Source organism: Frigoribacterium sp. Leaf263, from assembly GCF_001422285.1.
GTDB lineage: Bacteria > Actinomycetota > Actinomycetes > Actinomycetales > Microbacteriaceae > Frigoribacterium.
Window position 1 is genome coordinate 198636 of sequence record NZ_LMMO01000001.1, and the last position, 14504, is coordinate 213139.

General features: G+C 71.0%; 15 protein-coding genes. 11 read left to right on the forward strand and 4 right to left on the reverse strand.

Going from position 1 to position 14504, the window contains the following annotated elements:
* The first annotated feature begins 97 nt into the window (after positions 1-97).
* Positions 98-679 carry a LemA family protein gene (locus ASF17_RS00925; protein ID WP_055794360.1) on the forward strand — a complete coding sequence of 194 codons (582 nt, stop codon included), beginning with the start codon at positions 98-100 and terminating at the stop codon, positions 677-679.
* Positions 680-717: 38 nt separating this feature from the next.
* Positions 718-1626, forward strand: a complete 909-nt coding sequence (locus tag ASF17_RS00930) for a M48 family metalloprotease (RefSeq protein ID WP_055794362.1) — start codon at positions 718-720, stop codon at positions 1624-1626.
* A gap of 73 nt (positions 1627-1699) precedes the next feature.
* Here ASF17_RS00930 and ASF17_RS00935 read toward each other — a convergent pair whose 3' ends face one another.
* Complete coding sequence (locus ASF17_RS00935; RefSeq protein ID WP_055794364.1) at positions 1700-2890, reverse strand: winged helix-turn-helix domain-containing protein; 1191 nt, start codon at positions 2888-2890, stop codon at positions 1700-1702.
* 118 nt (positions 2891-3008) lie between these two features.
* On the opposite strand from ASF17_RS00935, the gene ASF17_RS00940 reads away from it, so the two are divergent.
* Entirely contained in the window at positions 3009-4184 is a 1176-nt protein-coding gene (locus tag ASF17_RS00940; protein WP_082474946.1) for an AI-2E family transporter, read from the forward strand.
* Positions 4177-5415, forward strand: a complete 1239-nt coding sequence (gene ilvA, locus ASF17_RS00945; protein ID WP_055794366.1) for a threonine ammonia-lyase — start codon at positions 4177-4179, stop codon at positions 5413-5415. Before ASF17_RS00940 ends, ilvA begins: the two co-directional genes overlap by 8 nt.
* A 27-nt stretch (positions 5416-5442) precedes the next feature.
* Here the strand turns inward: ilvA and greA are convergent, their stop codons facing one another.
* Both greA and ASF17_RS00955 read right to left on the reverse strand, forming a co-directional pair.
* Positions 5443-5934 carry a transcription elongation factor GreA gene (greA, locus tag ASF17_RS00950; protein WP_055794368.1) on the reverse strand — a complete coding sequence of 164 codons (492 nt, stop codon included), beginning with the start codon at positions 5932-5934 and terminating at the stop codon, positions 5443-5445.
* Between the two features lie 135 nt (positions 5935-6069).
* A complete protein-coding gene (locus ASF17_RS00955; RefSeq protein WP_055794371.1) occupies positions 6070-6510 on the reverse strand; it encodes a DUF4307 domain-containing protein in 441 nt (146 codons plus the stop codon).
* A 78-nt stretch (positions 6511-6588) separates the two neighbouring features.
* Here ASF17_RS00955 and mca point away from each other — a divergent pair, with 78 nt between their 5' ends.
* Both mca and ASF17_RS00965 read left to right on the forward strand, forming a co-directional pair.
* The gene (gene mca / locus ASF17_RS00960) at positions 6589-7479 is read left to right on the forward strand and encodes a mycothiol conjugate amidase Mca (protein WP_200913400.1); all 891 of its coding nucleotides are present in this window, start codon (positions 6589-6591) and stop codon (positions 7477-7479) included.
* Complete coding sequence (locus ASF17_RS00965; RefSeq protein WP_055794373.1) at positions 7476-7802, forward strand: hypothetical protein; 327 nt, start codon at positions 7476-7478, stop codon at positions 7800-7802. The genes mca and ASF17_RS00965 overlap by 4 nt, the downstream gene beginning before the upstream one ends.
* Before the next feature lie 69 nt (positions 7803-7871).
* On the opposite strand, the gene trhA is transcribed toward ASF17_RS00965, so the two are convergent.
* Positions 7872-8597: a PAQR family membrane homeostasis protein TrhA gene (gene trhA / locus ASF17_RS00970; protein ID WP_055794375.1), complete on the reverse strand. Its 726-nt coding sequence runs from the start codon at positions 8595-8597 to the stop codon at positions 7872-7874.
* A 72-nt stretch (positions 8598-8669) separates the two neighbouring features.
* Here trhA and ASF17_RS00975 point away from each other — a divergent pair, with 72 nt between their 5' ends.
* From ASF17_RS00975 to ASF17_RS00995, 5 genes are all read left to right on the forward strand, one after another.
* A complete protein-coding gene (locus tag ASF17_RS00975) occupies positions 8670-9458 on the forward strand; it encodes an isoprenyl transferase (protein ID WP_055794376.1) in 789 nt (262 codons plus the stop codon).
* Between the two features lie 91 nt (positions 9459-9549).
* Positions 9550-10677: an aminotransferase class V-fold PLP-dependent enzyme gene (locus ASF17_RS00980; protein ID WP_055794378.1), complete on the forward strand. Its 1128-nt coding sequence runs from the start codon at positions 9550-9552 to the stop codon at positions 10675-10677.
* Between the two features lie 316 nt (positions 10678-10993).
* The gene (locus tag ASF17_RS00985) at positions 10994-12286 is read left to right on the forward strand and encodes a PhoH family protein (RefSeq protein ID WP_055795486.1); all 1293 of its coding nucleotides are present in this window, start codon (positions 10994-10996) and stop codon (positions 12284-12286) included.
* Positions 12287-12770: 484 nt separating this feature from the next.
* Positions 12771-13832: a type IV toxin-antitoxin system AbiEi family antitoxin domain-containing protein gene (locus ASF17_RS00990; RefSeq protein WP_055794380.1), complete on the forward strand. Its 1062-nt coding sequence runs from the start codon at positions 12771-12773 to the stop codon at positions 13830-13832.
* Positions 13829-14440, forward strand: a complete 612-nt coding sequence (locus ASF17_RS00995; protein ID WP_055794382.1) for a hypothetical protein — start codon at positions 13829-13831, stop codon at positions 14438-14440. The genes ASF17_RS00990 and ASF17_RS00995 overlap by 4 nt, the downstream gene beginning before the upstream one ends.
* Positions 14441-14504: the final 64 nt, after the last annotated feature.

Below are 14504 nucleotides of genomic sequence, written 5' to 3' on the forward strand. Positions count from 1 at the left end.
ATTTATAGTGAAAGCCTGACCGTGGCGGCCCGAACACCGCCTGAGACGACCGTCATCCCCTGGGTCGTTCGCGTCGTACCCCAAGGAGTGACACGTCATGCAACCGGCCACGATCGGCATCCTGGTAGCCGTCGGCATCATCGTCCTGCTCGCCGTCATCGCGGGCATCTACCTCTGGGCGACCTACAACTCGCTCGTGACCCTCAAGGTCCGGGTCGACGAGGCCTGGAGCGACATCACCGTCCAGCTCAAACGTCGCGCCGATCTGATCCCGAACATCATCGAGGCGGTCAAGGGCTACGCATCTCACGAGTCGAAGGTGTTCCAGAACGTCACGGAGGCGCGGGCCGAGACGCTGGGGGCGCAGACGCCCGCCGAGGCCTCCGCCGCCGAGGGCCACATGCAGACGGCCCTGAAGAGCATCTTCGCCGTGTCCGAGGCCTACCCCCAGCTGCAGGCCAGCCAGAACTTCCTGCAGCTGCAGTCCGAGCTGGTCGACACCGAAGACAAGATCCAGGCCGCTCGGCGGTTCTTCAACGGCGGCGTCCGCGAGTTCAACACGAAGACGCGGGTGTTCCCCAACACGATGTTCGCGAAGCGCCTGGGCTTCACCGAGCGCGACTTCTTCGAGGTCGCGGAGCCGTCGGCGATCGCCGAGCCTCCTCGCGTCCAGTTCTGACGCCGCCCGACGCGGCCCTGTAGATCGGTCTCCGGCCCATGTACTCAGCCATCTCGCGCAACAAGCGCAACACGGTGCTCATCGTCCTGATCTTCCTGGTGATCGTCGGCGCCCTGGGTTTCGGGGCCGGGGCGTTGTACGGCAACCCCTCGGTGGGCTTCATCGTGCTGGTCGTGGCCGCGGTCTACGCGCTGATCCAGTACTTCGCCGCCGGTCGTCAGGCGCTGTCTCTCAGCCACGCCCAGCGCGTCGACGGAACCTCGGCGCCGAGGCTGTACCGCACGGTCGAGAATCTCAGCATCACCATGGGCCTCCCGATGCCCGAGGTCTACGTCGTCGTCGATCCGGCGCCGAACGCGTTCGCCACCGGGCGGGACCCGGAGCACGCCGTGGTCGCCGCGACCACGGGACTCCTCGAGATCATGGACGACTCGGAGCTCGAGGGGGTCATGGCCCACGAGCTCGGTCACGTGAAGAACTACGACATCCGCGTGTCGATGATGGTTTTCGGGCTGGTCGTCGCCGTGGGGTTCCTGGCCGACATCCTCCTGCGCATGTCGTTCTTCAGCGCGCTCTCGGGCGGCAACCGGAACTCCAACGGCAACAACGGCGGGGGCGGTTCCAACCCGGTGTTCCTCGTCCTGGGCCTCGTGGCGATGATCGTGGCCCCGCTGGCCGCGGCGGGCGTCCAGGCCGCGGTCTCGAGGCAGCGCGAGTACCTCGCGGACGCCACGGGGGCTCTGACCACGCGGTACCCCGAGGGTCTCGCCCGGGCGCTCGAGAAGCTGGGCTCGCACGGTCAGCCGATGCGGACGCAGAACACGTCCATGTCGCATCTGTGGATCAGCGACCCCATGAAGCCGGGCGTCATGGATCGCCTGTTCAGCACGCACCCGCCTCTGGCCGATCGCGTCTCCCGACTCCGCGAGAGCGCCGGTCGCTTCTAGACGGACGGGTGTCGGCCGCGGCGGCGGACGTCGGCCGAGGAGGCGCGGCGAGGGCCCGAGGGGGGATCTCCCGTCACCCGACGGCGCGTCGCAGCTCGGCGGCGAGGTCGCCCCGGTGCATGACCTCGACGGCCTCGAGGCCCTGCCACCGGGCCGCTCGCCGGAGCAGGGCGGCGAGACGATCGCAGTCGACCTCGAGATCCCGTTCGCGCCAGGCGGCCTGCACCCGAAGCACGCCGCTCTGACGGTCGCTCTTCAGATCGACTCGCGCGACGAGCAGATCGTCCTGGAGGACGGGGAGGACGTAGTAGCCGTGGATGCGCTTCTCGAGGGGCGTGTAGATCTCGATGCGGTAGCGGAAGCCGAAGACGCGCTCGGCCCGGGGGCGGGTCCAGACCACGGGATCGAACGGCGAGAGCAGCGCATCGGCGCCGACTCGTCGGGGGCGGCGCGCATCCCTGTGCAGCCAGGCCGGGCGGCCCCACCCCGAGACCTCCACCGGCGCCAGCACGCCCTCATCGTGCAGTTCGCGGAGCGCCGGCACGACGTCGGCCGTCTTGAGGCGGTGGTAGTCGGCCAGATCGCTCGTCGTGGCGACGCCCTGAGCCGCCGCCGCCTGGGCCAGCAGGCGGCGGTGCGCCTCGTGTCGCGACACGTCGAGGTCGAGCAGCTCGCGGGGGAGCACCTGCTCGGGCAGCGCGTAGACGCGCTCGAAGCGACGCCTCCCGGCGCTGACCAGATCGCCCACGCGGAAGAGCGCCTCGAGCCCCTGCTTGACCGAGCCCCATCCCCACCACGGACCGGTGCGGACGTTCGACTCGTGCTCGACGAGGCTGGCGGGCACCGGGCCCCCGTCGCGCACGAGGTCGAGCAGCCACCGGGCGAGTCGGGGGTTCGCCGACGACCAGGAGTCGTCGTCGGCCAGCGTGCGGCGTCGGTGGTCGGCCATCCGCCATCGGAAGAGCGGCCAGGTCGTGATCGGCACGAGGGCGGCCTCGTGGGCCCAGTACTCGATGTACCGCCCCGGTCCGTCGAGGGTGAGTCGGTCCAGGTGCGCGCGGTCGTACTCGCCGAGTCGGGCGAACAGCGGCAGGTAGTGACTGCGCTCGAAGACGTTGACCGAGTCGATCTGCAGCAGACCCAGACGACCGATCATGCCGGTGAGCCGCCGGGTGCCCACGGGGGTCGTCGTCGACGCGCCGAAGCCCTGCGCGGCCAGGGCGACGCGACGCGCGAGGGCGGGGGAGAGCTGATCGTGAGCCACGCCGTCGACTGTAGCCAGGCCCTCCGACACCCGGGGCGGGCCGGGCCGCCGGGCCGTATGCCGCGAGGGGTATATCCGGCGTCACGAGGCACCAGGTCCGTGGTCCTACACTGAGCGCATGATGCGGCGAAGCAGGCCCCCGCGCAGTCCGGTCGAGACCCCTCCTCCCGTCGCGTCCGCGTTCGGCGCGGTCCCCGACCCGTCCGTCTCGCGAGGCATGGTCATCGCGGGTGCCTGGTCGTGGCGCATCCTCGTGGTGGTCGGCGCGGTGGCGGTCTTCGTCTGGCTCGTCATCCAGCTCCGGATCATCGTGATCCCGTTCATGGTGGCCCTGCTGATCTCGGCGCTGCTCGTGCCGTTCTCGAGCTGGCTCCAACGCCATCGATGGCCGAAGTGGGTCGCCGTCGTCGTCAGTCTCGTGGGGTTCCTGGTCATCGTCGCCGGCCTGTTCTACGCCGTCGTCGTCCAGATCATCGACGGCGCGCCCGAGCTCCGCGACCGGACCATCGCCTCCTACGCGCAGCTCCGCGACCTCCTGCTCGCGTCGCCGCTGCAGCTCACCGAGGCGCAGATCAACGGCTACCTGCGCGACGCTCTGGCCGCTCTGCAGCAGGACAGCCAGCCGCTCCTGCAGGGAGCCCTCTCGATCGGGTCGACCGCGGGTCACATCGCCGCCGGCCTCGTCCTCATGCTCTTCGCGACGATCTTCATCCTCGTCGGCGGCTCGGACATCTGGCACTGGGTCGTCGGGCTGTTCCCGTCGAAGGCCCGGCGCGCCATCGACGGCGCGGGCAGCGCGGGCTGGCTCACCCTCACCAACTTCGTCAAGGTGCAGATCTTCGTCGCGTTCGTCGACGCCGTCGGCATCGGTCTCGGGGCGCTGTTCCTCGGTCTGCCGCTCGTCGTCCCGATCGCCATCGCGGTCTTCCTCGGCTCGTTCGTCCCGGTCGTCGGCGCCGTGGCCACGGGTGCGGTCGCCGTCGTGATCGCGCTCGTCTACAACGGCTGGGTCGTGGCGCTGCTGATGCTCGCGGTCGTGATCCTCGTGCAGCAGATCGAGGGGCACCTCCTCCAGCCGTTCGTCATGGGCAGCGCCGTCAAGGTCCACCCTCTCGCCGTCGTGTTCGCCGTCGCGGCGGGCACGCTCCTCGCCGGCATCCCGGGCGCGCTCTTCGCGGTGCCCGTCGTCGCCGTCCTCAACGTCATGATCACCTACGTCGCCCGGGGGGCCTGGCGCGAGCCGGTGCCCGCCGCGGGCGTCGTCGTCACGGAAAGACGCGCCACCGATGTCTGATCTCACCCTCGCAGGACCGACGCTCGCCGAGATCCAGGAGGCGCGCGCCCGGGTCGCGCAGGTCGCCCGGGTCACCCCGATGGAGAGCTCGCGGTTCCTCGCGGAGCTGCTGGGCTCCCCGGTCTACCTCAAGTGCGAGAACCTGCAGCGCACGGGCTCGTACAAGATCCGCGGCGCCTACAACCGGCTCACGCAGCTCAGCGACGACGAGCGATCGCGCGGCGTCGTCGCCGCGTCCGCCGGCAACCACGCCCAGGGCGTCGCCTTCGCGGCGCGCGAGATGGGCGTCCGGGCGACCATCTTCATGCCGGTCGGGGTCGCGCTCCCGAAGCTGCAGGCCACGCGGGACTACGGCGCCGACGTCGTCCTGAGCGGTCACTCGGTCGAGCAGGCGCTGCGGGCCGCCCAGGAGTTCTCCGATTCGACCGGCGCGGTGTTCATCCCGCCGTTCGACCATCCCGACGTGATCGCCGGCCAGGGCACCGTCGGTCTCGAGATCCTCGAGCAGGTCCCCGACGTCGACACGGTGATCGTGCCCATCGGCGGCGGCGGGCTGATCTCGGGCATCGCGAGCGCCCTGGCGCAGTCGGGCGCCGAGACCGGCAAGAAGGTCCGGATCATCGGCGTGCAGGCGGTCAACGCCGCGCCCTTCGCCGTCTCGATGAAGCGAGGCGTCCGCACCGACGTCGAGACGCAGCCGACGATCGCCGACGGCATCGCCGTGGCCCGTCCCGGCGTGCTGAACTTCGAGATCGTCCGCGAGACGGTCGACGAGGTCGTCACGGTCGGCGACGACGACACCGCCCGGGCGATCCTCGTGATGCTCGAACGGGCCAAGCTGGTCGTCGAGGCCGCGGGGGCCGTTGGCGTCGCCGCGGTCATGACCGAGCAGGTCCGCGATCTGGGCACGACGGTCATCGTGCTGAGCGGCGGCAACATCGACCCGCTGATGATGGAACGCGTCATCGGACGAGGTCTCGCCGCGGCCGAGCGGTACCTGAAGATGCGCGTCGGTCTGCCCGATCGCCCGGGTCAGCTCGCCCGGGTGTCCGAGATCCTGGCCGACGCGAACGCCAACGTCGTCGAGGTGCTGCACACCCGGCACGGCCGGGGTCTCCAGATCAGCGAGGTCGAACTCGAGCTGAGCGTCGAGACGCGGGGCCCCGACCATGTCGAGGAGGTGCTGCAGCGTCTGCGCGACGCCGGCTTCACCCCCGACGTCGACTTCTGATCGAGGTCGGCGCCGGGGTCCCCGCCTCTACGGCGTGTAGGCCTCGACCGCGGTGATCTCCACCGTGATCTCCTTGCCGTTCGGAGCGGTGTAGCTCGTCGCGGTGCCGACGGCGAGACCGTTGATGGCCTGACCCAGCGGGCTGGTCTCGCTGTAGACCGAGAGGTCGCTGTCGGCGGCGATGATCTCGCGGTTGCCGAGGAGGAACGTGCTCGGGTCTCCGGCGATCGTGGCGGTGACCACCGTGCCCGGTCCGACGATGCCGTCGGCGGCGGTCGACTCGCCGACCGTGGCGCTCTTCAGCAGGTTGATGAGGGTGCGGATGCGCGCCTCCATCTTGCCCTGCTCGTCTTTCGCGGCGTGGTAGCCGCCGTTCTCCTTCAGGTCGCCCTCCTCGCGGGCGGCCTCGATGCGGCTGGTGATCTCGCGCCGGCCCTCGCCGCTCAGCGTCGCGAGCTCGGCCTCGAGCCGGTCGCGGGCGTCGGGGGTGAGCCAGGTGGTGGGATTGTCGTTCGTCATGGGGTTCTCCGTTCGTGCGGCGGACCTGCCGGTGCGCTGGGGATCGGACCGCGGGTCACGCCGACGCCGACCGGGAGGCGCGCCCACCGAAAAAAGGAGACCGGCCGACTGGCCGGTCTCGTCATTCAGAGCAGTCTAGGGAAGCCAGCACTGGTAGATCAAGCCCGTCACGGCCCGCTCCGAGGTGGCGAGCGACGTCGTGTAGGTCGAGGTGAAGCGGTCGGCGGGCGGCAGGTCGACGACCTTCCATCCGACGATCGCGAACTTGTCGCTCTGCGCCTGCACCGCGCAGCTGACCCGGGTGCCGGCCTCGACGCTGATCGTGTACTGCACGTCGATCTGCCGGTCGCTGCCCACGGTGTAGCCGAGATCACGGGTCTCGAGCTTCGAGCCGTCGCCGTCGAAGGCGGCGAACACGACCCAGGCGCCGAAGACCACGACGAACGCGGCGGCGACGACGAGCGCGATCAGGCGCCGACGTCGGGTCACGAGGGGGCTGCGCCCGTAGCGCGCGTCGAGATGGTCGTCGACGGGTGGGGCCTGCGGGGCCTCGGTCGACGGGTGTGCGGGGGGCATGGACGCCACGCGGATCTCCGTCCGATTATCCTTAGGGCAGGGTAGCAACGTCTGCCCTGCACGAATTGCGAGGAACATGTGACCCTGCGCCTGCTGGCGGTCCACGCCCACCCGGACGACGAGTCGAGCAAGGGCTCGGCGACGTACGCCCTCTACCGCAGTCTCGGAGTCGAGGTGCTCGTCGTCAGCTGCACGGGCGGTGAGCAGGGCTCCATCCTCAACGAGCAGCTCGAGGCCAGGCATCACGCCGAGCGCGACATCGCCGGTCTGCGCGTCCTCGAGATGAAGCGCGCCCAGGAGGCCCTCGGCGTCGACCACCTGTGGCTCGGCTACGCCGACTCGGGGCTGCCGCCCGAAGGCGAGCCCGTGGCCGTCAACGGCTTCGCGACGATCCCGCTCGAGACCAGCGCGGAGCCCCTCGTGGCGATCATCCGACGGTTCCGACCGCAGGTCCTCGTCACTTACGACGAGAACGGCGGCTACCCGCACCCCGACCACATCCGCAGTCACGAGATCTCGATGGCCGCGTACCGCGCCGCCTCCGATCCCGACCGCTACCCGTCGGCCGGAGAGCCGTGGCGGATCGACAAGGTCTACTACGACCGGATCATGAACACCGCGCGCCTGAAGTCCATGCTGACCCACCTGCAGCAGGCGGACGCCGAGTCGCCCCTGATCGAGCGCCTGACCGAGATGCTCGAATGGATGGGCGCACGACCCGATCTCGCCACCACCCACGTGCCCGCGTCCGAGTTCTTCCCCCACCGCGACGCCGCGCTCCGGGCCCACGCCAGCCAGGTGCCGCTCGACAGCGCCTTCTTCTTCTGGCCCCACGAGCTGCAGGTCGCCGCCTGGCCGACGGAGGACTTCCAGCTCATCGAATCGAGAGTCGAGACGACGATGCCCGAGAACGACCTCTTCGCCGGAGTGACCGACGACGAGACCGGCCTGGTCGGAGCGCTCCGATGAGCGCCCTCGGCGACGCGACCCTGTCGGTCGCGGTGCGCCTCCTCGCCCAGCCGTCCACGCCCGATCCGACGCTGCCGGCGTCGACCGTGCCCGACGTCGACGTGACGCCCGGAGTCTGGGGCTTCGTGGCGATCGCCTTCGTCGCCGTCGCGACCGTGCTGATCATCGTCGACATGACGCGGCGGGTCCGTCGCACGCGGTACCGCGGCGAGGTGCGCGAACGCATCGAGGCCGAACGGGCCGACGAGGCCGGATCGGCGACCGACGCGCCTCCCCGAGCACCGGGTGACGACGCGTCCGGGGGGCCCGTGCCGCGAGACTGACGGCCACGCGCCTCCTCGGTCGTCCCCGACGCCCCCGCCTTCGCGCGGGGGCGTCGCGTGCGTCTGCGGCTAGAAGCTCGGCGGATTCAGCGCCAGCACGAGGATCCCCGTCCAGTGACACAGGTACGCCAGGACCGTCAGCGCGTGGAAGAGCTCGTGGAAGCCGAACCGCCCGGGGGCCGGATTCGGGCGTTTGAGCGCGTAGAAGACCGCGCCGAGGACGTACATCGCACCGCCCGTCAGCACGAGCACCGTCATCGGGACGCTCGCGGCCAGGAGATCGCCCGTGAAGCCGAGCGCGCCCACCCCCAGCAGGATGTACAGCGGCACGTACAGCCAGCGCGGCGCGCCGAGGAAGAAGATGCGGAACAGGATGCCGAGACCGGCTCCGGTCCACACGAGGGTCAGCAGCAGCGTCGACGTCGCCGGCGGCAGCGCGATCACCGCGATGGGCGTGTACGTGCCGGCGATCAGCAGGAAGATGTTGGCGTGATCCAGCCGCTTCAGGAACCGCTTCGCACCCGGGCTCCACGGGAACCGGTGATACGTCGCCGAGATGCCGAACAGCAGGAGCGACGTCGTCATGAAGACGGCGGAGGCCCAGGTCGCGGCGGCCCCGTCGGCGAGCACGACCAGGATGACGCCCGTCGCGATGGCCACCGGGAACGTCGCCGCATGGATCCAGCCGCGCCAGGTGGGCTTGCGCTCGATCGAGGCGTATTCGAGCGAGTCGTCGAGCAGAGGCAGGTTCGGGATGTCGGCTCCGCCGGCGTCCTCGCTCACGGGTCGGGTCATGGTCCGAGCGTAGGGGAGCGTCGCCGACGCCGCTCGGGCGGCACTCGGCCGAGGGTGGGCTACCGTAGCGATGTGAAAAGTCGTCGGAGGTCGCCGCTGGCCCGCGGTGTGCTCTACGAGCTGTACCAGAGCCGACTCCGTCGGGAGCTCGAGGGCGCCGACCTGCCGCACCACGTCGCCATGATCGTCGACGGCAACCGGCGCTGGGCGAAGCAGCGGATGCTCGAGACGGCCGCTCACGGCCACCGCGCCGGTGCCGCCAAGATCAGCGAGTTCCTGACCTGGTGCGACGACCTCGGCATCCGCGTCGTCACGCTGTACCTCCTGTCGGCCGACAACCTCGGCAACCGCGCGTCCGACGAGCTCACCGAGCTGTTCGGCATCATCGGCGACGTGGCCGACGAGCTCTCGCATCAGCGGGACTGGCGGGTCCAGCACGTCGGGGCGACCGACGACCTGCCCGAGGGGCTCTGCCGGTCGCTGAGCGGGGCCGCCGAGCGCACCGCCGACAAGAAGGGCCTGCACGTCAACCTGGCGGTCGGCTACGGCGGACGACGCGAGATCGCCGACGCCATGCGCAGCATCGTCCGCGAGCACGACGCGAACGGGGGCACCCTCGACGCCCTGGCCGAGGTCCTCACCCCCGAGCTGATCGCCGAGCACCTGTACACGGGCGGGCAGCCCGACCCCGACCTGGTGATCCGCACGTCGGGCGAGCAGAGGCTCAGCGACTTCATGCTGTGGCAGAGCGCGCACAGCGAGTTCTACTTCGTCGAGGCGTTCTACCCCGACCTCCGCGAGGTGGACTTCCTCCGGGCCGTCCGCGACTTCGCGCTCCGCCACCGCCGCTACGGCAGCTGAGCCGCCGGCGGCGCCATCCGGCCACGCGGGCGGCCGCCGTGGGTCGTCCGCGTTAAGGTGGACAGCCAGCGACACCGTCGAGGAGACCACCGTGACCAGCACCGCCGACCTCATCTCGGGTTACACCGACGAACCCGGGTACTTCGACTTCGCCAAGTGGGGTCCGATCTCGCGACCCGTCGTCGAAGAGGAGCGCGCTCTCGTCGACGTCCAGTCGCGGGCTCGCTTCGGGTCGGAGGTCGCGCTCACCGAGCAGGCCGGTCGTGTTCAGCGGGCCGTCTCGGCCCTCATCGGGTTCCCCGCGGATCAGGTGGTCTTCCAGCCGAACACGAGCGCCGGACTCGTCCACGCGATGTTCGGACTCACCGGGCAGGTGCTCCTGTCGCCGCGCGACTACCCCAGCCTGCCCCTCGCGGCGACCCGGGCCTCGGCCGCCCTCCGCGTGCTCGAACCGCTCTGGATGGACCTCGACCACGACGTGGTGACCCCCGCCGTGGTCCAGCGTCATCTCACCGACCGGGTGACGGCGGTCGCCGTGAGTCTCGTCGACTACCGGACCGGTTACCTCGTCGACCTCGAGGGCATCCGCCAGGTGATCGGCGACCGGCTGCTGATCGTGGACGCGATCCAGGGGTTCGGCGTGGTCGACGCCCCGTACGGCGTGGCGGACGTCGTCGCCTCCGGCGGTCAGAAGTGGGTCCGCGCCGGGTGGGGCACGGGGTTCCTCGCCCTCAGCGAGCGGGCCGCCACGATGCTCACCCCCGTCTTCAGCGGCGTCGCGGGCAGCGAGCTCACTCTCGGCGGCTCGTATCACCAGGCCCTCCCCGCGCTGCCCGGCGCCGCGGCCTTCCAGATCACGAACCCCGATCCGATCGCGCAGGCGCGACTCTCGACCGCCCTCGAGGGCATCGCCTCGGCCGGCATAGCCGACGTGTCACGCGAGATCGCCCACCGCGCCTCGCGACTCATCGACATCGCCGACGAGTACGCCGTCCCCGTCGTGTCCCCGCGTGACGAGGCCGAGCGGGCGGGCATCGTCGTGCTCGAACCGGCCCCCGACCAGATGACGACGCTCACGGCGGCGCTGTGGAACCACGGCGTCACGGCCACGGTCCGCGACACGACCGTGCGCCTGAGCGCGCACCTGTCGACCGGCGACGACTCGTTCGAGCTGCTGCGCGGCGCGCTCACCTCGTTCGGGACGACCGTCTACTACTGAGGCGCGCCTCCTCGGCTCCTGCGCCGCGCCTCCTCGGCTCTCGGCCGGCTCCTGGTCCGTGTTCATCTGATCGTCACGCGACACGGGGCGTCGGGTCGCGCCACCTCGCGCGTCGCGACGTATGTTCGACGCATCGGGCACAGGGTCCGATCGAGACGGCCACGAAAGTTCGCCTCGCAACTGCTCCGCGGCCGTCTTCGCCGAAGGTACCGAGCGCATCGCGCTCGGAGATGGAGTGGTCGTGACCGCGCTTGACACCCCCCAGACCGGCAAGCCCCGCACCGACGACGCGACCCGGGAGGCGCGATCCGCCCCGGTGGCGCAGCGCACCTACGTGCTCGACACGTCGGTCCTGCTGTCGGACCCGCAGGCCCTGTTCCGCTTCGCCGAGCACGACGTGGTGCTGCCCGTCATCGTCATCAGCGAACTCGAGGGCAAGCGCCACGACCCCGAGCTCGGCTACTTCGCGCGGCAGGCGCTGCGGCTGCTCGACGGGCTGCGGGTCCAGCACGAACGGCTCGACTTCCCCGTCGAGGTGGGCGACGGCGGATCGTTCCGGGTCGAGCTCAACCACTCGAACATGTCCGTGCTGCCCTCGGGTCTGCAGCTGAACGACAACGACTCGCGCATCCTCGCCGTCGCCTCGAACCTCGCGGGCGACGGACTCGCGGTCACCGTGGTCTCGAAGGACCTGCCGCTGCGCGTCAAGGCCGCCTCGATCGGCCTCGCCGCGGAGGAGTACCGCGCCGAGCAGGTCGTCGACAGCGGGTACACCGGCCAGATCGACGTCGACGTGTCGAGCGAGCAGATGTCGGCGTTCTACGAGACCGAGCGACTGAGCTCGCGAGCCCTCGCGGACGCACCCGTGAACACCGGCGTCGTCGTGCACTCCGACCGGGGATCGGCCCTGGCTCGGGTCGTGTCACGGGGCGAGGCCCGTCTCGTCCGCGGCGACCGCGACGTCTTCGGGCTGCACGGCCGCTCGGCCGAACAGCGCCTCGCCATCGATCTGCTGCTCGACCCCGAGGTCGGCATCGTGTCGCTCGGCGGGAGCGCCGGCACCGGCAAGTCGGCCCTCGCGCTCTGCGCCGGCCTCGAGGCCGTGCTCGAGAAGCAGCAGCACCGGAAGATCATGGTCTTCCGGCCCCTCTACGCGGTCGGCGGGCAGGACCTCGGCTACCTGCCGGGCGACGCCGGCGAGAAGATGAACCCCTGGGGTCAGGCGGTCTTCGACACCCTCGGCGCGCTCGTGTCGCAGAACGTGCTCGACGAGGTCGTCGAACGCGGGCTGCTCGAGGTGCTGCCCCTGACGCACATCCGCGGGCGGTCGCTGCACGACGCGTTCGTGATCGTCGACGAGGCCCAGTCGCTGGAGCGCAACGTGCTGCTCACGGTGCTGTCGCGCATCGGGCAGAACTCGCGCGTGGTGCTGACGCACGACGTGGCGCAGCGCGACAACCTCCGGGTGGGGCGGCACGACGGCGTGGCCTCGGTGATCGAGACGCTCAAGGGGCACCCCCTGTTCGGACACGTCACCCTCATGAGGTCCGAGCGGTCGGCGATCGCCGCGCTCGTGACGCAGATGCTGGAGTCCGCCGACACCCTCTGATGCGGCACGCGGGCGGCTCAGGTGCCGCGCGGTTCGTGGCTGGTGGCTCAGGTGCGGCGCGTGGCTCGTGGTCGGCGACTCAGGTGCGGAGGCTCGTTTGCGGGTGCGGAGCCCGGTGGCGGGCCCTTCGACCTGAGTCGCCGACCTGCTGGCGCCTGGCGGCCGGGTCCCGCACGCCGCACGCCGCACGCCGCGCGCCGCGTGGTCGGCGACTCAGGTGCCGTGCGCGGTTCGTGGTCGGCGACTCAGGTGCGGGGGCTCGTTGGCGGGCGGGGCGCCCGCTGGCGGGCCGTCCGACCTGAGTCGCCGACCGGCCCGTGACATCGACGGGTCGGCACAGACGGACGGCGTGCCGACGCGCGCACTCCACGGTGTCGCTCGCGGCGGCACTCGACGAGTCCTGCACAGACAGGCGTCGCGGGTTCCGTCCCCAGCTGGTCGGGGTCGCGAGGTCGAGAACGCCGCGAGCCGTCAGGCTGCCGGCATGGAGCAAATCAGAGCACTGATCACGGACCTCGGCGGCGTCGCATCCAAGAGCCGGCTCGCGGCCCACGGCGCGACGGACAGGCTCCTGACGGCCGCGGTTCGAAGCGGAGCCGTGCATCGCGCCCGGCGTGGCTGGTACACCGTCTTCCCGCCGGGCGACCCCCGTCACGAAGCCGTCCGAATCGGCGGTCGTCTGACGGGTGCGTCCCTGCTGGCGCTGTCGGGGGCGTGGCTCTGGAACACACCGCGGCTGACGGTGGTCGTCCCTCAGAACGCCTCCCGGCTCCGCCCTCGACACGGTGCCACCGTGGTCTGGCGTCGTGGCTCTGCGGGCAGGCCCGATCCCGCCGACGATGCGAGGCCTCCCTGGGCGGACTCCCTCGAGGAGGCGCTGGTCCTGGCCGTCACGGAGCTCCCGTTCGACGAGGCGGTCGCGGTGCTGGACTGGGCCCTGGTCGGCGGCGGCATGACCCGTGCGGGGCTCGCGGACGCCTTCGCGGGCGTCTCGGCAGCGCGAGCTGCGATCGTCGACTGGGCTGACGCCGGCAGTCAGAGCTTCATCGAGAGTCTCGTCAGGGCGACCTTCGCCGCCCTCGGGCACCGTGTCACGGTCCAGGTGCCCGTGGCACCAGGAGATGCGCGGCGGATCGACGTCGTGGTGGACGAGGCCGTCGCCATCGAGGTCGACGGCCGCGCGTTCCACGCCGACACGTTCGACGCCGATCGTCGGAAGGACGTCGCGGTGGCCATCGCAGGTCGGATCCCCCTCCGATGCGGCTATCGGATGGTGAGAGACGAGCGAGAGCGCATCATCGACGCCGTGCACGCGATCGTCGCCAGATCCGATGCGACGAGCACGGCTGCGAGACGGTGTCGTGAGACGCGGCACGCGGCGTGCCTCGACGGAGCACGGTGGCGGTTGCCGCCTCCGCGGACACCCCGACGTTCGGACGATCGCGTCGGCCAGGCACAGGGCGGCCGGGGCGATCGCAGCACATCACCGGGTCGGAATTCCGCGGTGGGGACGATCATCCGTCTGCGCACGGATCGACCTCGATGATCCCCGATCGTCAGGGCGGCGATCAGGTGCTCGAGCTCGGGGTCGTCGTGATCCTCGGCATGACGGCCGTCATGGCCGTGGGCGCTGATCCGCGGGCCGTCGCCCACCTGGCCGTGGCTGCGGTCACGCCCGCCCTCATCCGGCACGACCTCGTCTCGCGTCGGCTCCCGAACGTTCTGGTCGGGTTGGCCGCGGGCGGACTCGTCACGACGAGCGTCGTCGTCGCGACCGAGCAGGGGCCCGTGGCGGCGGCGATGCCGTGGGCGTGGGCCGGGCTGTGGTTCGTCGTGGGATTCGCGCTCGCCGTCGGAGGTCTGCTCGGCATGGGCGACGTCAAGCTCGGCGCGGTCCTCGTCGGGACCGCCGCCCCGTCGGGTGCCGTCGCCGTGGGCACCCTCGTGGCCGCGGCCGGCGTCGTCGGTCTCGTCGCAGCCGTGGGCTCGAGGGCATACGAGGCCCTCGACCGACGACAGGATCGCCGCCTCGCGTCGCAGTCAGCGCCGTCCGAGGTCCCCGATCCACACAGAGGAGGCCGGGGCGTCCCCTTCGGCCCGTGTCTGCTGCTGGCCTTCTGGTCGGTGACGGTGGGGACGGTGGTGACCGTGTGAGCTGCGAACGGGGTGGGGAGTCGAGGAGGTGCGGCGCGCGATGCTGCCGCGCCGCGCCTCCTCG